This is a genomic window from Ottowia sp. (assembly GCF_047601385.1).
Lineage (GTDB): Bacteria > Pseudomonadota > Gammaproteobacteria > Burkholderiales > Burkholderiaceae_C > Ottowia.
The window spans coordinates 2,571,373-2,595,012 of the sequence record NZ_JASGJP010000001.1; the positions used below are offsets into that span (position 1 = coordinate 2,571,373).

At 69.9% G+C, this 23,640-nt stretch carries 22 protein-coding genes; 15 read left to right on the forward strand and 7 right to left on the reverse strand.

Going from position 1 to position 23,640, the window contains the following annotated elements; all coding sequences use genetic code 11:
* The first annotated feature begins 88 nt into the window (after positions 1–88).
* From QM772_RS12535 to QM772_RS12565, 7 genes are all read left to right on the forward strand, one after another.
* Positions 89–1,645, forward strand: a complete 1,557-nt coding sequence (locus QM772_RS12535; protein WP_415136945.1) for an amidohydrolase family protein — start codon at positions 89–91, stop codon at positions 1,643–1,645.
* 10 nt (positions 1,646–1,655) lie between these two features.
* Positions 1,656–2,402: an aspartate/glutamate racemase family protein gene (locus QM772_RS12540; RefSeq protein ID WP_415136947.1), complete on the forward strand. Its 747-nt coding sequence runs from the start codon at positions 1,656–1,658 to the stop codon at positions 2,400–2,402.
* Complete coding sequence (locus tag QM772_RS12545) at positions 2,399–3,790, forward strand: amidase (RefSeq protein WP_415136949.1); 1,392 nt, start codon at positions 2,399–2,401, stop codon at positions 3,788–3,790. Before QM772_RS12540 ends, QM772_RS12545 begins: the two co-directional genes overlap by 4 nt.
* Positions 3,791–3,888: 98 nt before the next feature.
* On the forward strand, positions 3,889–4,950 hold the full coding sequence (locus QM772_RS12550) for an ABC transporter substrate-binding protein (protein ID WP_415136951.1): 1,062 nt from the start codon (positions 3,889–3,891) through the stop codon (positions 4,948–4,950).
* Positions 4,951–5,005: 55 nt separating this feature from the next.
* Positions 5,006–5,899, forward strand: coding sequence for an ABC transporter permease (locus QM772_RS12555; protein WP_415136953.1), 894 nt, complete (start codon positions 5,006–5,008; stop codon positions 5,897–5,899).
* 2 nt (positions 5,900–5,901) lie between these two features.
* The gene (locus QM772_RS12560; RefSeq protein WP_415136955.1) at positions 5,902–6,690 is read left to right on the forward strand and encodes an ABC transporter ATP-binding protein; all 789 of its coding nucleotides are present in this window, start codon (positions 5,902–5,904) and stop codon (positions 6,688–6,690) included.
* A gap of 73 nt (positions 6,691–6,763) precedes the next feature.
* Positions 6,764–8,305, forward strand: a complete 1,542-nt coding sequence (locus tag QM772_RS12565) for an amidohydrolase family protein (RefSeq protein WP_415136958.1) — start codon at positions 6,764–6,766, stop codon at positions 8,303–8,305.
* Positions 8,306–8,443: 138 nt separating this feature from the next.
* On the opposite strand, the gene argG is transcribed toward QM772_RS12565, so the two are convergent.
* The gene (gene argG / locus QM772_RS12570) at positions 8,444–9,775 is read right to left on the reverse strand and encodes an argininosuccinate synthase (protein WP_415139582.1); all 1,332 of its coding nucleotides are present in this window, start codon (positions 9,773–9,775) and stop codon (positions 8,444–8,446) included.
* Positions 9,776–9,939: 164 nt separating this feature from the next.
* Here argG and QM772_RS12575 point away from each other — a divergent pair, with 164 nt between their 5' ends.
* Entirely contained in the window at positions 9,940–10,605 is a 666-nt protein-coding gene (locus QM772_RS12575; RefSeq protein WP_415136960.1) for a 7-cyano-7-deazaguanine/7-aminomethyl-7-deazaguanine transporter, read from the forward strand.
* A gap of 61 nt (positions 10,606–10,666) precedes the next feature.
* On the opposite strand, the gene QM772_RS12580 is transcribed toward QM772_RS12575, so the two are convergent.
* Positions 10,667–12,358, reverse strand: coding sequence for a GMC family oxidoreductase (locus tag QM772_RS12580; RefSeq protein WP_415136962.1), 1,692 nt, complete (start codon positions 12,356–12,358; stop codon positions 10,667–10,669).
* 117 nt (positions 12,359–12,475) lie between these two features.
* Between QM772_RS12580 and QM772_RS12585 the strand changes: the two genes are divergently transcribed.
* Complete coding sequence (locus QM772_RS12585; protein ID WP_415136964.1) at positions 12,476–13,936, forward strand: TIGR04222 domain-containing membrane protein; 1,461 nt, start codon at positions 12,476–12,478, stop codon at positions 13,934–13,936.
* A gap of 95 nt (positions 13,937–14,031) precedes the next feature.
* On the opposite strand, the gene QM772_RS12590 is transcribed toward QM772_RS12585, so the two are convergent.
* Together QM772_RS12590 and QM772_RS12595 are read right to left on the reverse strand one after the other, a co-directional pair.
* Positions 14,032–14,670 carry a hypothetical protein gene (locus tag QM772_RS12590; RefSeq protein WP_415136966.1) on the reverse strand — a complete coding sequence of 213 codons (639 nt, stop codon included), beginning with the start codon at positions 14,668–14,670 and terminating at the stop codon, positions 14,032–14,034.
* Positions 14,671–14,767: 97 nt separating this feature from the next.
* Positions 14,768–15,334, reverse strand: coding sequence for a bactofilin family protein (locus QM772_RS12595; RefSeq protein WP_415136968.1), 567 nt, complete (start codon positions 15,332–15,334; stop codon positions 14,768–14,770).
* Between the two features lie 148 nt (positions 15,335–15,482).
* Here QM772_RS12595 and QM772_RS12600 point away from each other — a divergent pair, with 148 nt between their 5' ends.
* From QM772_RS12600 to QM772_RS12615, 4 genes are all read left to right on the forward strand, one after another.
* The gene (locus QM772_RS12600; RefSeq protein ID WP_415136970.1) at positions 15,483–16,592 is read left to right on the forward strand and encodes an MlaE family ABC transporter permease; all 1,110 of its coding nucleotides are present in this window, start codon (positions 15,483–15,485) and stop codon (positions 16,590–16,592) included.
* 176 nt (positions 16,593–16,768) lie between these two features.
* A complete protein-coding gene (locus QM772_RS12605) occupies positions 16,769–17,632 on the forward strand; it encodes an ABC transporter ATP-binding protein (RefSeq protein WP_415139584.1) in 864 nt (287 codons plus the stop codon).
* Positions 17,633–17,638: 6 nt separating this feature from the next.
* Positions 17,639–18,634: an MlaD family protein gene (locus QM772_RS12610; protein WP_415136972.1), complete on the forward strand. Its 996-nt coding sequence runs from the start codon at positions 17,639–17,641 to the stop codon at positions 18,632–18,634.
* 66 nt (positions 18,635–18,700) lie between these two features.
* Positions 18,701–19,291 (forward strand): ABC-type transport auxiliary lipoprotein family protein, encoded by a 591-nt coding sequence (locus tag QM772_RS12615; protein ID WP_415136974.1) that lies wholly within the window; start codon positions 18,701–18,703, stop codon positions 19,289–19,291.
* Positions 19,292–19,443: 152 nt separating this feature from the next.
* On the opposite strand, the gene QM772_RS12620 is transcribed toward QM772_RS12615, so the two are convergent.
* Complete coding sequence (locus QM772_RS12620) at positions 19,444–19,944, reverse strand: MaoC family dehydratase (RefSeq protein WP_415136976.1); 501 nt, start codon at positions 19,942–19,944, stop codon at positions 19,444–19,446.
* A gap of 179 nt (positions 19,945–20,123) precedes the next feature.
* Positions 20,124–20,876, reverse strand: a complete 753-nt coding sequence (locus QM772_RS12625; RefSeq protein WP_415136978.1) for an SDR family oxidoreductase — start codon at positions 20,874–20,876, stop codon at positions 20,124–20,126.
* A gap of 46 nt (positions 20,877–20,922) precedes the next feature.
* Between QM772_RS12625 and QM772_RS12630 the strand changes: the two genes are divergently transcribed.
* Both QM772_RS12630 and QM772_RS12635 read left to right on the forward strand, forming a co-directional pair.
* A complete protein-coding gene (locus QM772_RS12630; protein WP_415136980.1) occupies positions 20,923–21,522 on the forward strand; it encodes a 2-hydroxychromene-2-carboxylate isomerase in 600 nt (199 codons plus the stop codon).
* Positions 21,523–21,587: 65 nt separating this feature from the next.
* The gene (locus QM772_RS12635; RefSeq protein ID WP_415136982.1) at positions 21,588–22,277 is read left to right on the forward strand and encodes a dienelactone hydrolase family protein; all 690 of its coding nucleotides are present in this window, start codon (positions 21,588–21,590) and stop codon (positions 22,275–22,277) included.
* Positions 22,278–22,480: 203 nt separating this feature from the next.
* Here the strand turns inward: QM772_RS12635 and QM772_RS12640 are convergent, their stop codons facing one another.
* Positions 22,481–23,590, reverse strand: coding sequence for a magnesium transporter CorA family protein (locus QM772_RS12640; protein WP_415136984.1), 1,110 nt, complete (start codon positions 23,588–23,590; stop codon positions 22,481–22,483).
* Between the last annotated feature and the right edge of the window lie 50 nt (positions 23,591–23,640).

Genomic DNA, 23,640 nt, shown 5'->3' on the forward strand with positions numbered 1-23,640 from the left:
CACCATTCATGCCGGCAAACTGTTCGTAGTTTTGTTGGCATGAATATTGAATGAGGTGAGGCATGCATCGTCCCGTGCTCGCCTCCAAATGACCCCAAGACGAATCCTGCTGCGCGATGCGCAGGTCTTGCTGGGTGACGACTTCGTCTTCGACGGGTGCTTGCGCGACGTGCTGATCGAGGGCGGCCGCATCGCGGCCATCGAGCCGGCCGGGCGCATCGCCTCGCAGGGTTTCGATGAGGTGATTGGTCTCGCGGGCCGTTTGCTGGCGCCTGGCCTGGTCAATGGCCATCAGCATTCGCATGAGCATTTCCAGCGCGGGCGAACCGAGAACCTGCCGCTGGAGCTGTGGCAACACATGGTGCGCGGGCGCATGCCGGTGAGGCTCACCGCGCGCCAAGCCTATTTGCGGGCCATGATCGGTGCCATCGAGGCCTTGCGCACCGGCTGCACGACGCTGGTGGACGATCTGGCGCTGGGTGGCGCCATTGACCGCGAAGTGGTGGATGCCGTGCTGCGGGCCTACGACGACTGCGGCGTGCGTGCCTTGTTGGGCTTCGCCATGATGGACAAGCCCATGGTCGACAACTTCCCCTTCGTCGACGACCTGCTGCCGCCCGACTTGCTGAAAAGCCTGCGGCAGTCACCGCGCCCGGCGGGCGAGGATTTCCTGGCCTTGATGCGCGATCTGGTGCCCACGCGCCACCCGCACCGGCGGCGAGTCGGGGTGCTGGTGTCGGCGTCGGCACCGCAGCGTTGCACCGAGCCCTTCCTGCTGACACTGCGCGGCCTGGCCGACGAATACGGGTTGCCGGTGATCACCCACGTGCAGGAAACGCGGCTGCAGGTCGTCAGCGGCTTGCAGTTCTATGGCTCGCCCATGGTCGAGTACCTGGCGCGCATCGGTTTTCTCAAGCCTGCCACCAGTCTGATTCATGCGGTCTGGCTCAATCCCCGTGAGATGGCGCGCATGGCCGACAGTGGTGCCACCGCGCAGCACAACCCCTGGAGCAATCTGCTGCTGGGCTCGGGCGTGCAGCCGGTCAGGGAACTGCTGGACGCTGGCGTGAACGTCAGCCTGGGCTCCGACGGCTCGTGCTCCACCGTGAGCACCAACATGCTGCAGGTGGTGGGCACCGCGGCGGGCCTGTCCAAGTTGCGCGGAACCGATGGGGGACGCTGGCTCTCGGCCCGCGAGGCCTGGCGGGCGGGGACCCTGGGTGGCGGCCGGGCACTGGGTTTTGGCGATTCGCTGGGCAGCCTGCGTGTCGGCGCCCGGGCCGATCTGGTGGGTTACCGGCTGGACACGGTGACCTTCACGCCGTTGAACGATCCCCTGCGCCAACTGGCTTACGGTGAGCGGGGCGCGGGCATCGACTACGTGATGGTGGACGGCGAGACCGTTCTGCGCGAAGGGCGTCTGACGCGGGTTGACGAAGCCGCCCTGCTGGCGGAGATTGCCCAGGAATTCGAGGGCCTGCGCGAACGCTATGCCACGGCCGAGGCGGATGCCGCGCCCGTGATCGAGGCGATGGAGGCGGTCTACCGCCGATCCTTGCAATTGCCGGTGCCGGCGGACACCTATCCCGCGCTTCTGGGCTGCGGAAACCCGGTGCACCCCGCTGCCCCAGGGGTTTCGGCGTGAGGCCATGGCCATGCGAATCCTGCTCGTGAATCCCAACACCACCCAGGCCGTGACCGATGCGGTCATGGGTGCCGCCAGAGGCGTCGCGCGCGCGGGCACCGAGCTTGTGGGTGTGACCGGCTCCTTCGGCCCCGCGGTGATCGGCTCGCGCGCCGAGAACGCGCTGGCCCAGCACAGCGTGCTGCAGCTCGTGGCCGATCATGCGCCGGGTTGTGATGCCGTGGTGCTGGCGGTGTCGCTGGACACCGGGCTTTGGGCCTGCCGCGAGTTGCTGGACATGCCGGTGATCGGCATGACCGAAGCCGGGCTGCTCATGGGGTGTACCGTGGCCACGCGCCTGGGTGTCGTGACCTATGGCGCTCGCATGGCGCCTCTCTACCGCGAGCTGGCCGAGGCGCATAGGCTGGCCCATCGCCTGGCCGGTGTCGCCACCCTGGACGTGCCGCCGCAGCGCACGTTCGAGGATCCGGCCCGTGTGGGGGCGGAGGTCGCCGCATGCTGCCGTGCGCTGGTGCAGAGCCAGGGAGCCGAAGCGGTGCTGCTGGCCGGGGCGGCGATGGCCGCCATGGCGCCGCAGTGGCAGCGCGAGGTATCGGTTCCGTTGCTCGATGGCGTCGCTTGTGCCGTGGCCATGGCCGAGGCCCGTGTGGCCCTGCAGCTGCCCAAGGCCCGGGTGGGGAGCGTGTCGGCCACCGGGGGGCGAGCAGTGCATGGCGTGTCGCCGGCGCTGACCGCCCTGTTCGGAGGCGCGGCGTGAGTGCCCTGCACGAGTGGACGGCCCGCGAGTGCGCCGACTGCGTGAACCAGGGTGCGCTGCGCGCGCTGGACGTGGCGCGGCATTTCATCGAGCGCGTACAGGCCGTCAATCCTTCGATCAATGCCTTGGTGCAGTTCGATCCGGCCGATGTGCTGCGCCAGGCGGCCCAGGCGGATGAGCGGCTGGCCAGGGGCGAATGCCTTCCGATGGCGGGTGTTCCGGTGACGATCAAGGACAACCTGTGGGTGGCGGGCCGCACCATCACCCAGGGTTCGCGTTTGTTCGCCGATTTCGTGGCCCCGCGTGATGCCTGGGCTGTGGCGCGTCTGCGCCATCTGGGCGCGGTGATCCTTGGTATCACCAACTGCTCGGAGTTCGCGTGCAAGGGCGTGACCGACAACCTGGTGTACGGGCCGACGCGGCATCCGTTGGATCCCGCGTTGACGCCGGGGGGCTCCTCCGGCGGCGCCGTGGCGGCGCTGGCGGCCGGCCTGGGCTTGCTGGCCCTGGGAACCGATGCCGGCGGCTCGGTGCGCCGCCCGGCTGCGCACACCGGGCTGGTGGGGCTCAAGCCTTCGCAGGGCCTCATCCCGCATCCCTGGGGTTTCGGCGAGCCTAACTACGGGGTGTCCGTGGTGGGCCTGCTGGCGCGCAATGCCGCCGACTGCGCTTGGTTGTTCGACCATCTGGCCGATTTCGACGCGGGTGACGTGAGTGCGCCCGCGCTGCCGGTGGACTGGCAGGCGCTGTCCGGCACGCGCCAGGCACCACCCAGGGATTGGCGAATCGCCTGGAGTCCGCGCCTGGGGTGCGACTTCGCCATCGATCAAGACGTGCTGTCGGCGGTCGAAGCCTCCGTGTTGCGTCTGCGCGAGCGGGGGTGGATGGTGGTGGAGGCCGATCCGTCCTGGGGGCAGGCCGTGCGCGATTATCCGATGGATGCCCTGCAGCACGCGGGTTTGCACGCGCTGCATCACGAAGCGCTGGCGCGGCGTCCGCACGACATCGACCCCGTGCTGGTGATGCAGATCGAAGCTGGTGCCCGCGCCGATGCGGTCGATTGGGCCCGGGTGTTGCGCGCGCGCGAGCGCATCGCGCGCGAACTGAGTCGCTTCTTTTCGGAATACGACGTCCTGCTGTGTCCCACCGTGCCGGTCGTGCCCTGGGCACACACCGAACTCGGCCCCGCGCGGATCGAAGGCCGGCCGGCCGGGCCGCGCGGGCATGCCGTATTCACGCCCTTGTTCAACCTGTGCGGCGTGCCGGCTTGTTCCGTGCCTGCGGGACAGGTTCGTGGCGCGCCGGTCGGCCTGCAGATCGTCGCGCCCCGTTTCGAAGATGCGCGTGTGCTGCAGATGGCTGCGCTTGTGGAGCGGCTGGCGGCATGACGGCGCACGGGATCGAGGAGACAGAAGGAAGCCCCCAGCCCCTTCGGGGCTGGTGTTGATCGTTATCTGCGCCCCAGGCGCACTTTTTGGAGAGCCTTATGTGCAACCGTCACTGCAATCTGGAACACGATTTCGGCGCACCTTCGCGTCGTGAATTCATCAAGGGCGCCTCGGCCGCGGGGGCTTCTCTGGCGGTGCCCATCGGCATGGCCGCCAGTCTGCTGCCGGGCACGGCCGCCGCAGCCACGACCATCAAGGCCACCCACGGGACCGGCCTGTGCAACCTGGCTTTCTTCCTGGCGGAAAAGCGCGGCATGGCCAAGGCCGACGGCGTGGATCTGAAGTTCGTCGTCACGCCGACCAACGCCGACATCGCCACGCTGTTCGGCGCGGGCCAGGTGGACATGTCGGTGCTTCCATATTCCAACTTCCTGACGCTGTATGACGCGGGCGCACCAGTGAAGATCGTGGCGGGAGCGGGCGTGGAGGGCTGCATCCTGATTGCCCGCGAAGGCATCAAGAGCGCGGCCGACCTGCGCGGCAAGTCCATCGGCACCTTCCAGGCCGATACGCTGGAAGTCCTGCCCTACGACTACCTCAAGAAGAGCAACATGTCTTTCAAGGACGTGAAGGTGCGTTACTTCAACACGTCCCCCGAGCTCGCACAGGCCTTCATCGCGGGCGCGGTGGACGCCATCTGCCACATCGAGCCCTACGCCACCAAGTGCCTGGAGGAGCGCAAGGGCTCCACGATCCTGACCGACGGCAAGGATCTCTACGGCAATCTCTATTCCGACTGCGTGCTGGCTGCGCGCACCCCTCTGATCGAAAAGAACCCCAAGGCGGTCAAGGCCATCATCAAGGCGATGTTCCAGGCCCAGGCGGAGGTCGAGCGTGACGTGGATGCCGCCCTGCGCGAAACCGTGGGCAGCTACTACAAGACCTCGTTCGAGGCCGCCAAGCTCGCCGCCAGCAAGCAGCCGGTGATGGTGGATCAGCGGCGCAATACCCAGTTCATCCTGGATCGCGCGCAATCCATGCGCGAACTGGGATACGTACGCAAGCCTGTGCCCCGTGCTGCGATCGACTGGAGCCTGATGGATCAAGTCATCGCAGAGAACAAGGCGCTGTGCGACTCGCTCAAGTTCAAGTCCGCCTGACATTGCCGGACGGTGGGCCCCTGTTGCGCCTGCCCTTCCCGACCAGGAGCCTCCTATGTCCGCACCGCCGATGGCTGGCGCCAAGCCGGCCACGCCTTCTCCGTCTTCAGCCAAGCAAAAGCGCCTGGCGGCCGCTCTTCAGCGCAGCCTGTGGTGGCTGGCATCGGTGGGCTCGCTGGTGGCCATTTGGGAGCTGTGCTGGCTGGCCGGTCTTGCCGATCCGCTGCTTCTGCCGCCACCGCACATCTTTCTGGCCAACCTGACGGAGCAGTTCAAGTTCTTCGCGCCGGCAGGTTCGAGTGACGACGGCGAGGCTGGCGGCCTGCTTCCGGTGCTGGCGGTCATGGCCTGGACGTCGATGCGCGTCATCGTCGGTCTGGCCCTGGGCTTCGTGGGCGGCGTGGCCGTGGGGGTGGCCATCCGGTATTTCCGTCTGTTCGGCCTGCTCACGCTGCCCACGATCACGCTGCTGACCCCCATCTCGCCGGTGGCATGGCTGCCGGTGGCGGTGTTCGTGTTCGGCATCGGCGACATGCCGGCGATCTTCCTGGTCTTCATCTCGGTGTTCTTCGTCATCGTCTTGTCCACGCTTTCGCAGATCGACAACGTGCCGCCGGCGTACCTGCACGTGGCGCGCATCATGGGCGCGACCAAGCACCAGCTTTTTCGCCACGTCATCCTGCCCACCATTCTGCCCAGCCTGTTCGTCACGCTGCGGCTGAATCTGTTCGCGGCCTGGATGGTGGTGCTCATCGCCGAGGCGGTAGGCGTCGGCGCCGGCCTCGGACAGGTGGTGATGATGGCGCGTAACACCTTCAACTCCAGCCTGGTGTTCTTCACCATGACCCTGATCGGGCTGCTGGGATATGGCTTCGACCGGGCGTTGCTGCTGGTGCAGCGGCGCGTGCTGTGGTGGGTCGATCCTTCTTCACCGGTGGGAGGTAAATGAACATGAAAGCCATGATCAGCGTTCGCAACGTGGGCAAGGTGTGGAACCCGGATACGTCCAAGGCGCTTACCGCCATCGATGGCCTGTCGTTCGATGTCGCGCCCGGTGAATTCGTGGTGCTGCTGGGCCCGTCGGGTTGCGGCAAGAGCAGTCTGCTCTACATGGTCGCCGGCCTGGAAACCCCCTCCAGCGGCGAACTGCTGTGCGACGGCATGGCCATCACGGGGCCCGATACGGAGCGCGGCATGATCTTCCAGGAGGCGTCGCTCTATCCCTGGCTGAGCATCGCCGACAACGTGACCTTCGGCTTGAAGCTGCGCGGAGTCTTTCCCGAAAAGCGCGAGCGGATCGCGCAGGAACTGCTGCTCAAGGTGGGCCTGGCCGACGCGGGCCACAAGCGGCCCAACGAGCTGTCGGGTGGCATGCGCCAGCGCGCGGCGCTGGCGCGCGCCTTGGCCATGCAGCCCAAGGTGTTGATGATGGACGAGCCCTTCGCGGCCCTCGACATCCAGACCCGCGCCAAGATGCAGGATCACCTGCTGCAGATCTGGCGCGCCAGCGGCGCCAGCGTGCTCATGGTCACCCACTCCATCGAAGAGGCGGTGGCGCTGGCCGACCGCATCGTGGTCTGGACATCGCGCCCCGGCCGGGTCAAGGAGATCGTGCCGGTGGATCTGCCGCGGCCGCGCGATCCGCGTGATCCGGACTTCATCGCGCTGCAGCTTCGTCTCGGCGACCTGCTGGCCGACGAGGTGGATCGCGCGTTCCGCGAAATGGAAGCCTCGGTCTGATCCGCCGTTCTTCTCGCGGAGCCAGCCCGATGCCGGCTTCGCGACTTCTTTCCTTTTCTGTTTGGAGAATCTCATGACAGTTGCCCTGGTTCGCGCCAAGTGGATCGTCACCGGCGTGCAAGACCGCCATACCCCCGTGGTCATCAGCGATGGTGCCGTGGCGCACCAGGGGGGCAAGGTGCTGGAGGTGGGGCCTTTCGAGGCGGTGCGCCAGCAATACCCCGAGGCGCCGGTCACGCACCATCCCGTGCATGCGTTGCTGCCGGGCTTCGTCAACAGCCACCATCATGTGGGCCTGACACCGCTGCAACTGGGCTCGCCGGACTACGCGCTGGAGCTGTGGTTCGCCTCCCGCCTGTCGGCCCGCGATGTGGACATCTTCCTCGACACCCTGTATTCCGCGTTCGAAATGATCGCCAGCGGCATCACCACGGTGCAGCATATCCACGGCTGGATGCGCGGCGGCTTCGAGCAGGTGCACGGCGCTTCCAGCGCGGTGCTGCAGGCCTACCGCAGCATCGGCATGCGCGCGTCGTACTGCTACGCGGTACGCGAACAGAACCGCATGGTCTATGAAGACGACGCCAGGTTCTGCGCCAGCCTGCCGCCGGAGATCGGCGCGCCCCTGGCCGAGAACCTGCGACAGGCCACGATGAGCTTCGAGGACCATGTACGGCTCTACCGCCAGCTGCGCGGGGAGAACGCCGCCCACCCGCTCACGCGCATTCAGCTTGCGCCGGCCAATCTGCACTGGATCACCGACGAGGGCCTGATGACCCTGGTGGAGCTGGCCAAGGCCGACAACGTGCCCATGCACATGCACCTGCTCGAAACCGTGTACCAGAAGGAATATGCCCGCCGTCGTACCGGCACCACCGCCATCCAGCACCTGAACCGGCTGGGCGCCCTGGGGCCCTGGATGACCCTGGGGCATGCCGTGTGGCTCACCGAAGCGGATCTGGACATCGTGGCCCACAGCGCCACCTGCGTGTGCCACAACTGCAGCAGCAACTTCCGGCTGCGCAGCGGCGTGGCGCCGGTCAACGAACTGGAAAAGCGCGGCGTGACCATCGGCATGGGCCTGGATGAAGCGGGCATCAACGAGGATCGCGACATGCTGCAGGAGATGAAACTCGCGCTGCGGGCCCACCGGGTGCCAGGCATGGACGACGATGACGTGCCCAGCGTGCCGCAGGTTCTGCGGATGGCGACCGAGCACGGCGCTCGAACCACGGCGTTCCGCGGTGAAATCGGGCGTCTGGTGCCGGGCCTGAACTTCGATGCCGTGGCCATCGACTACCAGGCCGCGACCTTTCCGTACCAGGACGAGGACATTCCCATGCTGGACGCCCTGATCCAGCGGGCGCAGCAAAGGCACGTGGACACGGTCTACGTCGGGGGCGACCCGGTGTATGCGCAGGGCCGCTTCAAGTACGTGGATCGTGACAAGGTGCTGGCCGATATCGCCGAGCAGCTTTCACGCCCGCGCACGGCCGAGGAAGAGGCGCGGCGCCAGTTGTCCAAGGCGGTGTTTCCGCATGTCAAGGCGTTCTATGCCAACTACCTTGATCAGGAGCCGGCGCGGCAGCCGTTCTATGCCCCTTCTGCTCGATAGCGAACCCAGGGCCGCTTGCGTGCCTTGATAAAAAAACCGCCCGATGCGGAAGTCGAGCGGTTTTGCTTTTATTTGTATAGCTGCCAGTGTCCGTCGGACAAGCGCAACACACTGTTTTGGTCGTGAAAACCGCTCAGGTCAGTCGTTGCCCAGCTGCGGCAGCATCGAGCCCGGGCCGAGCTGAAGCAGCCCGCTCTTGCTGTAGACCGCCAGCTTGCCGCGCGTGTCGGTGATGTCGAGGTTGCGCATGGTGAGCTGGCCGATGCGGTCCAGCGGGCTGAAGGGGGCGTTCTCCACCTTCTCCATCGACAGGCGCTCGGGCGCGTAGGTGAGGTTGGGCGACTCGGTGTTCAGCAGGCTGTAGTCGTTGCCGCGCCGCAACTCCAGCGTCACTTCGCCGGTGACCGCGTTCGCCACCCAGCGCTGCGCCGTCTCGCGCAGCATGATGGCCTGCGGGTCGAACCAGCGGCCCTGGTAGAGCAGGCGGCCCAGCTTCAGGCCGCCCATGCGGTACTGCTCGATGGTGTCCTCGTTGTGGATGCCGGTCACCAGCCGCTCGTAGGCGATGTGCAGCAGCGCCATGCCGGGCGCCTCGTAGATGCCGCGGCTCTTGGCCTCGATGATGCGGTTCTCGATCTGGTCGCACATGCCCAGGCCGTGGCGGCCGCCGATGGCGTTGGCCTCCAGGAACAGCGCCACCGGGTCGGCGAACTCCTTGCCGTTCAGCGCCACCGGGCGGCCTTCCTCGAAGCGCACGCGCACTTCCTCGGGCTTGACCTCGACCTCGGGCTTCCAGAACGCCACGCCCATGATGGGCTGCACGATGCGGATGCCGCTGTTCAGGAATTCCAGGTCCTTCGCTTCGTGGGTGGCGCCGAGCATGTTGGAATCGGTCGAATACGCCTTTTCCGACGACATCTTGTAGTCAAAACCGGCCTTCTGCATGAATTCCGACATTTCCTTGCGGCCGCCCAGCTCGTCGATGAAGCGCTGGTCGAGCCAGGGCTTGTAGATCTTCAGCCGGGGGTTGGTGAGCAGGCCGTAGCGGTAGAAGCGCTCGATGTCATTGCCTTTGAACGTGCTGCCATCTCCCCAGATGTGCACGTCATCTTCCTTCATCGCGTTCACCAGCATGGTGCCGGTGACGGCCCGGCCGAGCGGCGTGGTGTTGAAGTAGGTGGCGCCGCCGGTCTGGATGTGGAAGGCGCCGCATTGCAGCGCGGCGATGCCCTCGTTGGCCAGTTGGGCGCGGCAGTCCACCAGGCGGGCGTTCTCGGCGCCGTAGGCCAGGGCTTTGCGCGGGATGGCGTCGTAGTCGCTCTCGTCGGGCTGGCCCAGGTTGGCGGTGTAGGCGTAGGGGATGGCGCCCTTCTGGCGCATCCACAGCAGGGCGGCGCTGGTGTCCAGGCCGCCGGAGAAGGCGATGCCGACCTTCTGGCCGGCGGGAAGCGATTGCAGGATGGTGCTCATGGCGTTGGGCTCGGGGGCGTTGGCGGCGCGGGCATCGCGCACGTGAAGAACCGCGCATTATCGGTCGCGGGGCGAGGGGGAGGGCGCGGCGCTAGAATTTCGCGCCCCGGCACGTCGCCGGCCATGGGTTCCCTCGCCCCCATCCATCAAAAAGGATTTTTCTCATGACGTTCCTCCAGGCATCGCCCTCGCGCGTGCCGCTTTACCTCTCCCTGCTGGTGGCGCTGCACATCGCCATCGTCATCGCCAGCAACTACCTGGTGCAACTGCCGGTCACGCTGCTGGGCTTCCACAGCACCTGGGGCGCGTTCAGCTTCCCGTTCATCTTCCTGGCCACCGACCTCACGGTGCGGCTGATCGGCAAGGCGCCGGCGCGGCGCGTCATTACCCGGGCCATGCTGCCGGCGCTGGTGGCTTCCTACGTGGTGGGCGTGCTGTTCCACGAGGGGCGCTTCAACGGCTGGGCCTCCTTGAGCGACTTCAACGGCTTCATCTTCCGCATTGCCTTCGCCAGCTTCGCGGCCTACGTGCTGGGGCAACTGCTCGACATCCAGGTGTTCGACCGCATCCGCCGGCGCAGCCGCGCGTGGTGGCTGGCGCCGGCGGCGGCCTCGGTGTTCGGGCAGGCGCTGGACACGGCGGCGTTCTTCTCGCTCGCCTTCTGGCGCAGCACCGACGCCTTCATGGCCGCCAACTGGGTGGAGATCGCCGTGGTGGACTACGTGATCAAGCTGGCGGTGAGCCTGCTGCTGTTCGTGCCGGCCTACGGCGTTCTGCTCACGGCGATCGTGCGCGCGATGGGCCGGGTGCCGGAGCCGGCGGCCACCTGAGATTGCTGCATATTCAATAGCTGCTCGCGCTTGCTGGGCGGGCGCTGGAGGCCGATTTGGCTTAAGGATTCTGAATCCAGCGCGCCGCCTTTTCGGCCATCATCAGCGTCGGGCTGTTGGTGTTGCCGCTGGTGATGGCGGGCATGGCGCCGGCGTCCACCACGCGCAGGCCGGCCACCAGGCCGCCGGCGCCGTCGCGCAGTTGCAGGCGCGCGTTCAGCACCGCCATCGGGTCGCCGTCGCGGCCCATCTTCGTCGTGCCGACGGGGTGGAAGATGGTGCTGGCGATGTCGCCGGCCAGGCGCGCCAGGTCCTCGTCGCTCTGGTGCTGCGCGCCGGGCTTGAACTCCTCGGGCGCGAAGCGCGCCATGGCCGGCTGGGCGACGATGCGGCGCGTGACGCGCAGGCTGTCGGCCGCCACCTGGCGGTCTTCGTCGGTGGCCAGGTAGTTGGGCGCGATGGCGGGCGCGTCCTCGAAGCGCTTGCTCTTGATGTGCACCGTGCCCCGGCTGGTCGGGTTCAGGTTGCACACGCTGGCGGTGATGGCGGGGAAGGCGTGCAGCGGTTCGCCGAACGCCTCCAGGCTGAGCGGCTGCACGTGGTACTGGATGTTGGGCCACGCGAAGGCGGGCGACGAGCGCGTGAAGGCGCCGAGCTGGCTGGGCGCCATGCTCATCGGCCCGGTGCGGCGCAGCAGGTATTCCAGCCCGATGCCGGCCTTGCCCCACAGCGTGCCGGCGATCTGGTTGAGCGTGCGCGCGCCCTGCACCTTGTAGACCGAGCGGATCTGCAAGTGGTCCTGCAAGTTGGCGCCGACGCCGGGCAGGTCGGCCAGCACGTCGATGCCGTGTTGGCGCAGCAAGTCGGCCGGGCCGATGCCGGAGAGTTGCAGGATCTGCGGCGAGCCGATGCTGCCGGCCGCCAGCACCAGTTCGCCGCCCTCGGCCAGGCGCGGCATCAGCATCTCATGCCCGTCCCACACCTGGGCGCCGGTGCAGCGCAGGCTGGTTTCATCGCGCTCCAGCAGCAGCCGCACGACCTGCGCGCTGGTCCACAGCTCGAAGTTGGGGCGGCCGTAGCAGGTGGGCCGCAGGAACGCTTTGGCGGTGTTCCAGCGCCAGCCGGCCTTCTGGTTGACCTCGAAGTAGCCCACGCCTTCGTTGTTGCCGCCGTTGAAGTCTTCGGTGGCCGGGATGCCGGCCTGCACGGCGGCTTCGGCGAAGGCGTCCAGCACCTCCCAGCGCAGGCGCTGGCGGTCCACGCGCCACTCGCCGCCGTGGCCGTGCAGCGCGGAGAATTCAGGTGGAATCGGGCTCTGGCGCCCGTCCGGCGTGCGCTGGGTGCTATCTAGTTTGTAGTGGTCCTCGTGCGCCATGAAGTCCGGCAGGCACTGCGCCCAGCGCCAGGCGTCGTCGCCCACCAGCTCGGCCCAGCGGTCGTAGTCGCGCGACTGGCCGCGCATGTAGATCATGCCGTTGATGCTGCTGCACCCGCCCAGCACCTTGCCGCGCGGGTAGCGCAGGGTGCGGCCGTTCAGGCCGGCGGCCGGCTCGGTCTGGTAGAGCCAGTCGGTGCGCGGGTTGCCGATGCAGTACAGGTAGCCCACGGGGATGTGCACCCAGTGGTAGTCGTCCTTGCGGCCGGCCTCGATCAGCAGCACGCGCCTGGCCTTGTCGCGCGACAGCCGGTTGGCGAGCAGGCTGCCGGCGGTGCCGCCGCCGACGACGATGTAGTCGAACGTGAGGTCGCTCATGCTTGTCTCGGGGCGTGACGGTTACAGGGCAGTCATGAAACCGTCATGAACGCGCCTTAGTCTCCGTATCAAGAAGAAGAACCAGATCAGAACAACAACAAGAAAGGAGAAGGCAGCATGCCACAAACCCCCACCTCCGTTGACGGGCCGCAGGACGCCCTCTGGCGGCGCCTGCGCGGCCACCCGTTCGACGACCCCGCCGACGCGCGCCCCTTCAGCGCCCGCCTGCGCCAGGCCACCGGCTGGAGCGCCGCCCACACCCGCCGGGTGCTGGAGGAGTACCGGCGCTTTCTCTACCTCACGCAGCAATTGCGCGGCCGCGCCTGCCCCAGCGAGGCGGTGGACGCCGCCTGGCACGCGCACCTGCTGGACTCCAGCCGCTACTTCGGCGACTTCTGTCCGCGCGTGCTGGGCCGCGTGCTGCACCACCACCCCAGCCGCGGCGGCGCCGACGGCGCGCGCCACCGCGCCAACTACGCCGCCACCCTGCGCGCCTATGCGCGCGCCTTCGGCGCGCCGCCGCCGGCCGACCTCTGGCCCCCTGCCGATCAGCGCTTCGCCGAGCGCGCGCGGCAGGTCAGCAGCCGCACCCACTGGGTGCTGGCCAAGCCCGGCTGGTGGCGGCGCCCGGCCTGGCCCGCGGGCGCGCTGCGCGCCTGGGGCGCGGCGCTGTGCCTGCCGGCGCTGGTGGTGGCCGGCTGCACGCAGGGGCGCATCCCGCTGGCCGCCAGCGGCACGCTGACCGGCCCGCAGTTCCTCGGCCGCTACCTGCTGGCCATGGCCGTCCTCCTGGCCGTGGGCATCCTGCTGGCGGTGCGCGGGCGCCGCGCCGGCACGCCGGTGCGTGCCGAGGGCCTGGACCCCATCGACCAGGCCTACCTCGCCGGCGGCACGGTGCGCGTGCTGTGGACGGCGATGGTCGGTTTGCTCCAGCGCGGCCAGGTGCGCTTCGACCAGGCCCTGGGCCGCTGGGTCGCCGTCGCCGCGCCGGGTGCGCAGGCGCACGCGGTCGAGCGCGCCCTGTACGCGCCGCTGGCGCGCGGCGTGCAGCCGCGCGAGGCGCTGGCCGAGGCGCAGGGGCCGCTGGACGCGCTGCATGACCGCCTGCACGCCCGCGGCCTGCTGACGCACACGCTGCGCGAGGGGCGGGGCACCGGCTGGGCCGAGCGGCTCTACCAGGCCGCTTGGGCGGGCCTGCTGCTGTGGGGCGCGCTGCGCGCCGCCCAGGGCTGGCACCGCGGCTACCCGGTGGGCGGCCTGATCGTGCTGATGGTGCTGGCGCTGCTGCTGAAGTGGGCCTTCGGCCGCGCGCTGCCGCACCGGTTGACGCGCGAGGGCCGCGCGTGGATCAAATCCGCGCGGCGGGCGCTGCCCCGCACCCGCGAGCTCGGCGCCGCCGACCCCGTGCTGCCCCTGGCCCTGGCGCTGCTGGGCGCTACCGTGCTGGGCGAGGAGCTGGCGGCGGTGCGGCAGGCGCTGGCGCCGGTCACCCCCGGCGACGGCGGAGGCAGCGGCTGCGGCAGCGGATGCGACGGCGGCGGCGATGGCGGCGGAGGCTGCGGCGGCTGCGGGGACTGAAGGCGCGCCGGATTCTCAATGAAAAGTGCCTCCAGTGCTTATGCAGCAAGCGCAGACAGCTATATGAAAGATAGCAAACGGCCTGTCGCCGCCGCCTACTTCACCGGCAGGAACGCCAGCAGCGGCGCCGCCACCACGCTCTGCACGTAGCTGATCACGGCGCGGCGGTAGCGCTCGGTCAGGTAGCTGGCCAGCAGGTCCAGCCGGCCGATGATCTTGCCGAACTCGCGCTCGAAGCCGAGGTTGCGGCTGTCCGGCCCGATCTCGTTGGCCAGCAGCAGCGGCTGGCCGGCGGGCGTGCGGCGCGTGTTCAGGATCCACAGCGCGATTTCCATGTTGCGCGCGGCGTTGTAGACGTGCTGCGGATCGACGCCGTCCAGGTAGTAGAACTCACGCTTGCCGCCGTGCGCGGCGACGATGGTGTCGTGGCAGGCCACGATGAAAGCGGCCACGCGGTCGCCGCCGAACTCGGGCGCCAGGGCCAGCGAGAGCGCCGCCACGTCGCGCCGGCCGGCCAGCGGCGCCCAGGGCTGGCCGGAGAGCAGCGCCGCCTCCACCTGCATCAGCGCCGCTTCGCGCGTGGCCGCGCTCTTGCGCCACTCGGCCGGGTTGCGGCGGTACAGCTTGTCGGCCAGCAGCAGCAGGCTGCGGCGGTTGGCCTGCATCGCCTGCTGGGTGATGCGGTTGCCCTCGCTCTGGATCAGCTCGGCGGTGCCGAAGCGGTCGCCCCGCACTTCGCCATACGGGGCGGGGGCGCTGGCGCAGCCCGCCAGCGCCGCGCCAATGCAAAGGGCCGCCAGCGCGGCCCTTCGCCGGCAATGCCGGGCAGCGTCAGGCCGCGACGGCCAGTTGCTCGCCCTTGCTGCTGGATTTGCTGCTGCCGCTGCTGGATTCGGCGGCGGTACCGAAAGTGATCTCACCGGAGAGCTGGCCCCCTTCCTCGATCACGATCTTGCCATAGCGGATCTTGCCCGTGACCTTGCCGGTGGCGAAGATCACCAGCTTCTGGCGCACCGTCAGGTTGCCGTCGAACACGCCGCGCACCTCGGCGATGTCGATCTCGGCCGAGCCCTTGAAGGCGCCCTGCTCGGCGATCTGGATCACGCGCGAGTTCATGGTGGCTTCCACCGTGCCCTCGACCACCAGCGTGTCGCAGTCGGTGATCTCGACGCCCTTGAGCTTGATGTTGGGCCCGACGGTCAGCTTGGCGCCGCTGTCCTGCGGGGCGGTGGCGGCCGCGATGGCGGGCGCGCTCACCGGGGCGGCGAACGGCTGGGCGCTGCTGGCCGGGCTGCCGGCCGAGCCGAGCGAACTGGTGCCGCCGAGTGCCGACGAGCCGGCGGCGCGCGGCGCGGCGGGTTCGTCGCGCTTGCCGAAAAAGGGGCCTTGAAGTGCCATGCTGCTATCTCCTTGTGACAAGCGGCCGATCGTAGTGAACTTTTGCACGCACAAAAGGAAAAAATCGTAACGGTCGGACGCGAAATGGCCGCCCCGGGGCGACCCGGTACCATCGGTTGCCGCACGACCCGCGCCTCCGATCCGCCGCATGCCCTCCGCCGCCCCCCGCATCGACACCCCGCCCGAAGGCGGCGCGGTGCTGCGCGGCGCCTGGACCGCCGCCGGGCTGACGGCCGGCCGCAGCTGGCGCGCCGCTTCGCAGGCGCTGGCCGCCGCCGGCCGGGCCGGCCCGTGGGATCTGCGCCAGCTCGACGCGCTGGACCACCTGGGCGCGCTCACCCTGTGGGACCACTGGGGCCGCCAGTGGCCGCCGCAGGTGCGGGCCGACGACGACCAGCGCGCCCTGATCGAGCGCGTGGCCGCCTTCTCGCCCGAGGCGCTGCCCAGCCGCCCGGCCACGCTGGCGCGGCGCGTCGACGCGCTCGGCCTGTGGGTGGTGCAGGCGGTCGCGCAGGTGCGCGACTTCGTGGCGCTGATGGGGCAGCTGCTGCTGGACTTCGGGCGCCTGCTGGCGGCGCCGCGCTGGGCGCCGTGGCGCGACTTTTCCGGCCACCTGTACAACATCGGCGCGCAGGCGCTGCCGATCACGGCGCTGGTGGGCTTTCTGATCGGCGTGGTGCTGGCCTACCTGATGAGCCAGGTGCTGCGCCAGTTCGGCGCCGAGACCTTCATCGTCAACATCCTCGGCCTAGCGCTGATCCGCGAGCTGGGGCCGCTCTTGGGCGCGGTGCTGGTGGCGGGGCGATCCGGCTCGGCCATCACGGCGCAGATCGGCGTGATGCGCGTCACCGAGGAGCTGGACGCCATGCGCGTGCTCGGCATCCCGGCCGGCTTCCGGCTGGTGCTGCCGCGCGCGCTGGCGCTGGCCATCGTCATGCCGCTGATCGCCGTCTGGACCACGCTGGCCGCGCTGGTCGGCGGCATGCTGGCGGCCGATTTGACGCTGGGCATCACGCCCAGCTACTTCATGGAGTCGCTGCCCAAGGTGGTGATGGTGTCCAACCTGTGGCTGGCCTGCGCCAAGTCGGCGGTGTTCGGCGTGTCGATCGCGCTGATCGGCTGCCACTTCGGCCTGCGCGTGAAGCCCAACACCGAGAGCCTGGGGCGCGGCACCACCTCGTCGGTGGTGACGGCGATCACGGCGGTGATCCTGATCGACGCCTTGTTCGCGGTGCTGTTCAAGAGCGTGGGTATATGACCACCCCCGTTGCTCCACGCGCTGCGCGCTGTTGCGCCTCCCCCCTCAAGGGGGCACCGCCAGCGGCCGGTGCAAGCCCGTCCGCGGCGGTTGCTGGCATGGCCTGCTCCGCGGCCTTTGGGCTCTTCCTGCGGGGTGGGCTGCGGGTGGTGGGTCGCGCCGGGTAAAAACGCATGATGGACGCCGCCGCTGTTCCCGCCCTGCCCGCGCCCGGCCAGCCGGTGATCGAGGTGCGCGGCCTCTGGAGCGTGTTCCCGGTGCCCGGCGGCGAACCGGTGGTGGTGCACCAGGATCTGGATTTGACCGTGCTGCGCGGCGAGGTGCTGACCCTGGTGGGCGGCTCGGGCACCGGCAAGACCGTGCTGCTGCGCCAGATGCTGGGGCTGAACACGCCAGCGCGCGGCAGCATCACCGTGCTGGGCCGGCCGGCGGCCGAGCTGGGCAGCCCGGGCGCGGCGGCGCGGGTGGGCATGCTGTTCCAGCAGGGGGCGCTGTTCTCGGCCTTCAGCGTGCTGGACAACATCGCCTTTCCGCTGCGCGAGCTGAAGGCCCTGCCCGAGGCGCTGGTGCGCGAGGCCGCGCTGCTGAAGCTGCGCATGGTCGGCCTGAAGGCGGCCGACGCGGTGAAGATGCCGGCCGAGCTGTCGGGCGGCATGATCAAGCGCGTGGCGCTGGCGCGCGCGCTGGTCATGGACCCGCCGCTGCTGATGCTCGACGAGCCCACCGCCGGCCTCGACCCGGACAGCTCCGACGCCTTCGTCACCCTGCTGCGCTCGCTGCACCAGGAGCTGGGCCTGACGGTGGTGATGGTCACGCACGACCTGGACACGCTGTTCGAGCTCTCCACCCGCGTGGCCGTGCTGGCCGACAGGCACGTCATCATCGCCGCGCCGGTGCCCGAGGTGCTGGCGTTCGAGCACCCCTTCATCCGCCACTTCTTCCTCGGCGAGCGCGGCCGGCGCGCCATGGAGCTGCTGCACGCCAGACGCGACAACGGCACGCCCGCCGACAGCGCGCGCAGAGCAGCGAAAGGACAATAGACCGCCATGGAAAACAAATCCCATGCCCTGGCCGCCGGCCTGTTCGTGGCGGCCGTCACCGTGCTGCTCATCGGCCTGGCCATGTGGCTGCTGCGCGACGAGGTCAACACCACCGCCTACGAGATGGTCAGCAGCGACGCCGTCACCGGCTTGCAGCCGCAGGCGGCGGTGCGCTTCAAGGGCGTGGCCGTCGGCAAGGTGACCGACATCAGCTTCGATCCCGACAACCGCGCCAACGTGCTGGTGCGCGTGGCCGTGGCGGCCGACGCGCCCATCACCAAGTCCACCTTCGCCACGCTCACCTTCCAGGGCGTCACCGGCCTGTCCTTCGTGCAGCTCGACGACCCCGGCGATTCAGCCGAGCCCCCGGCGCCCGGCCCCAATGGCGGGCCGCCGCGCATTCCGCTGAAGGACAGCGCGCTCGGCCAGCTGACCGAGCGCGCCGGCACCCTGATCGACAAGGTCGAGCAGGCCACCGACAGCATCAACCGCATGCTGGGCGCCGAGAACCAGGCTGCGCTGGCCGCCGCGCTGAAGGAGGTCGGCGCCACCGCGCGCGAGGCCGGCGCCGCCGCCAAGTCGCTGAACCAGCTTGCCGCCAACACCGACCAGGCCATCCAGGCGCAGTTCGGCGCGCGCCGCACCGACGTGCCCGCGCTGGTGCGCCAGGCCACCGCCACGCTGAAGTCGCTGGAGGGCGTGGGCGCCAAGGCCAACGCCGCGCTGGACGACGTGAGCGCCGCCGCCGGCGACCTGCGGCGCGGCATGGACACGCTGACCGGCCAGGGCGGCGTCATCGAGCGCCTCGGCGAAAGCGCCACCACCGTCGGCACCACCACGCTGCCGCGCATCCAGGGCCTGACCGAGGACGCCAGCCGCACCGTCCGCCGGCTCGACCGCGTGGTCGACTCGATCAGCGAGAACCCGCAGTCGCTGATCTACGGCGGCGGCGCCATTCCCCCGGGCCCCGGCGAGCCGGGCTTTGTTTCGCCTTCACGCTGACCGAGGTTTGATATGAAATCAATAGCTGCCAGCGCTTGCCAGACGGGCTCTAGAGCCGTTTTTGCCTTGATTTTTCTGGCCCTGGCCGGCTGCGCGCTGCCGCTGCCCGACAAGCCCGTGCGCCCGCAGCCCTACGACCTGGGCCCGGCGCTGCCGGCCGCCGCCGCCGCCCAGCCCGCCGGTCCCGCGCTGGCGCTGGAGCCCGTGGTGGCGCCCGCCGCCATCGACGGCACGCAGATCCTCTACCGCCTGGCCTACGCCGGCGGCGGCCAGCAGCCGCGCCCCTACGCCCAGGCGCGCTGGACCATGGCGCCGCCGCAGCTGGTCACCCAGCGCCTGCGCGAGGCGCTGTCGGCGCGCCGCCCGGTGGTCGAGGCCGGCACCGGCCTGGCGCCGCTGGAGCTGCGCGCCGAGCTGGACGAGTTCACCCACGTCTTCGGCGCCCCCGACGCCAGCGAAGGCGTGGTGCGCCTGCGCGTGACCGCCACCGCGCCCGCTGCCCGCACGGGCCGCCTGCTGGGCCAGCGCACCTTCACCGTGCGCCAGCCCGCCGCCACGGCCGACGCGCCCGGCGGCGCCGCCGCCCTGCGCGCCGCCACCGACGAGGTGGCGCGGCAGGTGGCGGCCTGGGTGGATGGGCTGCCAGCGCCGCGCTGAAATCAAACCACCCCCGTTGCTCCACGCGCTGCGCGCTGTTGCGCCTCCCCCCTCGAGGGGGCGCGCCCGCTGGCCGGGGAGGCCCCGGCCAGGAGCGCACTGGCATGGCCTGCTCCGCGGCCGTTGGGCTCTTCGGGTTCCTATGCGCCGCGTCAGCCGTTCTGGGCGTCTGAATCTTGGGCACCTGGCGCGCGCCGCCGGAACATGCCGTAGCCGTCCATCAGCAGCACCTGCTCGCCGTGCTGGTTGAACATCTCCCACAGCGCGCGCGTCAGCCCGACGTCGGGGCGCGACTTCATCGGCCGCGACTCGACGATGCGCTGGCGCAGCGTCAGCACGTCGCCGGGATACACCGGCTTGAGCCACTTCAGCTGCTCCAGCCCCGGCGAGCCCAGGCTGGCCGACTCGTGCAGGAAGTTGCGCACCATCAGCCCCATCGCCATCGCGCAGGTGTGCCAGCCGCTGGCCGCCAGCTTGCCGAACATCGACTGGGCGGCGGCCTCGTCGTCCAGGTGGAAGGGCTGCGGGTCGTATCGGCTGGCGAAGGCGATCACCTCGTCGCGGTCGACGGTGATGCTGCCCATCTCCACCGTGGTGCCCACGGGCAGGTCTTCCCAGAAATATCGGATGTTCTTTTGCGGGTGAGTGCTCATTTCAGTGCTCCAGAAGGCCGCGCATCGTCGGCAGCGCAGCAAGTATCAGGGAACGGCCGGCCGCGGAGCAGGGCACGCCATCGGCCGCCGCGGACGGGCTTGCACCGGCCGCTGGCGACGCCCCTTCGAGGGGGAGGCGCAACAGCGCGCAGCGCGTGGAGACACGGGGGTGGGCCACGTTATCGTGCTCCAGTGATGTCAAGAAGGCTCATGGTGGTGTAGCTTGCCTGCTCCGACAGCAGCCAGACGATCGCCTCGGCGACTTCGCCCGCCGCGCCGCCGCGCCCCATCGGTATCTGGTGCGCGAGCTGCGCCACGCGCCCGGGCCGGCCGCCGCTGGCGTGGATCTCGGTGTCGATCAGGCCCGGCCGCACGGCGTTGACGCGGATGCCCTCGGCCGCCACCTCCTTGGCCAGGCCGATGGTGAAGGCGTCCACCGCGCCCTTGCTGGCCGCGTAGTCCACGTACTCGCCCGGCGCGCCCAGCCGGGCCGCGCCGCTGGAGACGTTGACGATGCCGCCGCCCGCGCCGCCCCGCGCCGTGCTCATGCGCCGCACCGCCTCGCGCGCGCACAGCAGGGTGCCGATGACGTTGATGTCGAACAGGCGGCGCCAGCGCGCCACGTCGTGCGCGGCCAGCGGCGCGCCGGGGGCCACCACGCCGGCGTTGTTGACCAGGCCGGTGAGGCGACCCAGCTCGCCGTCGATGCGCTCGAACATGCGCAGCACCTGCGCTTCGTCGGCCACGTCGGCCTGCACCGCGAGGGCCGTGCCGCCGGCGGCGCGGATGCCGTTCACCACCTCGTCCGCCGCGTGCATGTTGGCGCTGTAGTTCACCGCCACGCGCCAGCCGTCGGCGGCGGCCCGCCGCGCCGTCGCGGCGCCGATGCCTCGGCCGCCGCCGGTGACCAGCACCACCTTGTCTGCATCCACGCCGGAGTCTCCTGCAAAATGATTGGCGATTATTCAGGAGACCCGCATGAGCCGTACCGTGCTGTACTACTTCACCCCGCAAAGTCCCTGGAGCTACCTTGGCCACGCGCGCTTCGCCGAGCTGCTGCGCGCCAGCCGGCGCGAGGTGGCGGTGCTGCCGGTGGACTACGGGCGCATCTTCCCCGCCTCGGGCGGCCTGCCGCTGCCCCAGCGCGCGCCGCAGCGCCAGGCCTACCGGCTGCTGGAGCTGCGCCGCTTCGCCGAGCACCTGGGCCTGCCGCTCAACCCGCAGCCGCGCTTCTTCCCGGTGGACGGCACGCCGGCCGCGCTGCTGATCACCGCCGTGGCGCAGCACGATGGCACGGAGGCCGCCATGCGCCTGGCCGGCGCCGTGATGGCCGCCTGCTGGCGCGAGGAGCGCGACATCGCCGCCGCCGCTACCCTGGCCGAGCTGCTGGAGGAGACCGACCTGCCGCCCGAGCGCCTGCGCGAGGCGCAGCACGCCGAGGTGCGCGCGCGCTACGATGCCCACACCCAGGCCGCCATCGACGCCGGCGTGTTCGGCGCGCCGAGCTGGCTCGTCGACGGCGAGCTGTTCTGGGGCCAGGACCGGCTGGAGTTCGTCGCCCGCAAACTCGGTTTATGAGTCAAATCGGGCTCTAGTGCTTACTGGACAAGCGCTGGCAGCTATTTTTAAAGGAGCAAATACGCATGGGACAGTTCATCGACCTCACCGCCGCCGACGGCCAGAAGATTCCCGCCTACGTGGCGCGGCCGGCCGGCCAGCCCAAGGGCGGCATCGTGGTGGTGCAGGAGATCTTCGGCGTCAATTCGCACATCCGCGAGGTGGCCGATGGCTACGCGCAGGACGGCTACCTGGCCGTGGCGCCCGGCACCTTCCAGCGCGTCAAGCCCGGCGTCGAGCTGGGCTACGCCGACGCCGACATGCAGGAAGGCTTCGGCTACAAGACGGCGGTCGAGGCGCTGCCCGCGCCCGGCGTCATGCAGGACCTGCAAGCGGCCATCGACCACGCGGCGCAGCAGAGCGGCGGCAAGGTCGGCATCGTCGGCTACTGCTGGGGCGGCCTGCTGACCTGGCGCGCCGCCTGCACGCTGAACGGCCTGGCCGCCGCCGTGCCCTACTACGGCGGCGGCGTGACCACGCCCGAGGAGGCGGCCCGCCAGCCCAAGGCGCCCGTGCTGGCGCACTTCGCCGAGCAGGACCACTGGATTCCGCTGGACAGCGTCGAGGCTTTCCGCCGGGCCCACCCCGAGGTGCGGGTGTTCACCTACGCGGCCGACCACGGCTTCAACTGCAACCAGCGCGGCAGCTGGAACGAGGCCGCCGCCAGGCTCGCGCGCGAGCGCACGCTGGCCTTCTTCGCGCAGCACGTGGGCTGAAGCGAACCACACCCCCAGGCTCCACGCGCTGCGCGCTGTTGCGCCACCCCCCTCGAGGGGGCACCGCCAGCGGCCGGTGCAAGCCCGTCCGCGGCGGTCGCTGGCCTGGCCTGCTCCGCGGCCTTCGGGCTCTTCGGTGGCGGTGTGCTATCAGTTAAGCAGCTGCCGGCGCTTGGTGGGCGGGCGCTGACGGCTGATTTGCCTTATTTTCTTGAACGTGTGATGTAGCGCCGCCGCCAGAACCACACCAGGATGCCCGCCGCCACCAGCACCAGCAGCCCCAGCGCCACCCACATGCCGCCGGTGCTGTGGATGAGCGGCAGGTGCTCGAAGTTCATGCCGAAGAAGCCGGTGAACAGGTTCAGCGGCAGGAAGATGGCGGTCACCGCCGTCAGCGTGCGCATGATGTCGTTGGTGCGCTGGCCCTGGGCGCCGAAATGGATCTGCACCGCCGTGTCGGCCGCCTGCTCCAGCCGGCGCGCGTGGTGCAGCACGCGGTCGATGTGCTCGATGACGTCGCGCGCCCGCGCCACCAGCTGGTCGCGCCGGGCCTGGGCCAGCGCGGCGTCGTCGGCGTAGGTGGCCAGCGGCAGCTCGCGCAGCGTGTCCAGCCATTCCTGCAGGGCGTCGTGCTGCTCCTCGCACAGGTCTTCCAGCAGGTGCAGGCGGCGGCGCGCGTGGATCACGTCGTTCCAGGCCGCCGGGCGCGGCTGGGGCGCGAGCAGGTCCTGCTGCACCTGCTCCAGCGCGGCGGTCAGGTCCTTGCGCAGGTCGAGGTAGCCGTCCACCAGGGTGTTGACCATGCGCAGCACCAGGTCGGCCGGGCTCTGCGGCGCGCGGTTGCGGGCGCTGGCGGCGTTCACGCTGAGCTGCGCGTCGGCCAGGAAGCGCTGGATGAAGCCGCGCGCGCTGTGGCAGCCGGGCGGGTGCACGCTGATCAGCAGCCGGTCGAAGATGGCGAAGCCGACCGGGCGCGAGTCGATGCGCGCGAAGGCGTCACGCGCGCGGCCGGCGCCGGGGGGCGTGCCGTTTTGCTGCGCCTCGGCCAGGCTGGCGAGGCGGCGGAAGATGACGATGTCGTAGACCGAGGTGGCGTCGTAGTCGGACGGGTGCGACTCGCTCACCAGGTCGGCCAGGTGCACGTCCAGCAGGGCCGAGCCGCCCAGGCGCTGCGCGGCCTGCTGCAGGGCGTCGGCGTGGGCGGCGAAGTCGGCGCGCTCCAGGTAGATCCAGACGAAGCCGTCGGCCGGCGCCACGCCCGGCACGGCGTCGGCGAAGCGCAGGCTGGCGGCGGTGACCTCGACGATGTGCACGGTGGTGGAAAATTTAGATCAAAAAGGCCTCCAGCGCTTGTCCAGCAAGC

Coding starts and splice junctions, on each gene's coding strand:
- QM772_RS12535 (WP_415136945.1), top strand. CDS start 89: ATGACCCCAAGACGAATCCTGCTGCGCGATGCGCAGGTCTTGCTGGGT.
- QM772_RS12555 (WP_415136953.1), top strand. CDS start 5,006: ATGTCCGCACCGCCGATGGCTGGCGCCAAGCCGGCCACGCCTTCTCCG.
- QM772_RS12610 (WP_415136972.1), top strand. CDS start 17,639: ATGGAAAACAAATCCCATGCCCTGGCCGCCGGCCTGTTCGTGGCGGCC.
- QM772_RS12560 (WP_415136955.1), top strand. CDS start 5,902: ATGAAAGCCATGATCAGCGTTCGCAACGTGGGCAAGGTGTGGAACCCG.
- QM772_RS12565 (WP_415136958.1), top strand. CDS start 6,764: ATGACAGTTGCCCTGGTTCGCGCCAAGTGGATCGTCACCGGCGTGCAA.
- QM772_RS12580 (WP_415136962.1), bottom strand. CDS start 12,358: ATGAGCGACCTCACGTTCGACTACATCGTCGTCGGCGGCGGCACCGCC.
- QM772_RS12585 (WP_415136964.1), top strand. CDS start 12,476: ATGCCACAAACCCCCACCTCCGTTGACGGGCCGCAGGACGCCCTCTGG.
- QM772_RS12635 (WP_415136982.1), top strand. CDS start 21,588: ATGGGACAGTTCATCGACCTCACCGCCGCCGACGGCCAGAAGATTCCC.
- QM772_RS12575 (WP_415136960.1), top strand. CDS start 9,940: ATGACGTTCCTCCAGGCATCGCCCTCGCGCGTGCCGCTTTACCTCTCC.
- QM772_RS12540 (WP_415136947.1), top strand. CDS start 1,656: ATGCGAATCCTGCTCGTGAATCCCAACACCACCCAGGCCGTGACCGAT.
- argG (WP_415139582.1), bottom strand. CDS start 9,775: ATGAGCACCATCCTGCAATCGCTTCCCGCCGGCCAGAAGGTCGGCATC.
- QM772_RS12630 (WP_415136980.1), top strand. CDS start 20,923: ATGAGCCGTACCGTGCTGTACTACTTCACCCCGCAAAGTCCCTGGAGC.
- QM772_RS12600 (WP_415136970.1), top strand. CDS start 15,483: ATGCCCTCCGCCGCCCCCCGCATCGACACCCCGCCCGAAGGCGGCGCG.
- QM772_RS12605 (WP_415139584.1), top strand. CDS start 16,769: ATGGACGCCGCCGCTGTTCCCGCCCTGCCCGCGCCCGGCCAGCCGGTG.
- QM772_RS12595 (WP_415136968.1), bottom strand. CDS start 15,334: ATGGCACTTCAAGGCCCCTTTTTCGGCAAGCGCGACGAACCCGCCGCG.
- QM772_RS12620 (WP_415136976.1), bottom strand. CDS start 19,944: ATGAGCACTCACCCGCAAAAGAACATCCGATATTTCTGGGAAGACCTG.
- QM772_RS12550 (WP_415136951.1), top strand. CDS start 3,889: ATGTGCAACCGTCACTGCAATCTGGAACACGATTTCGGCGCACCTTCG.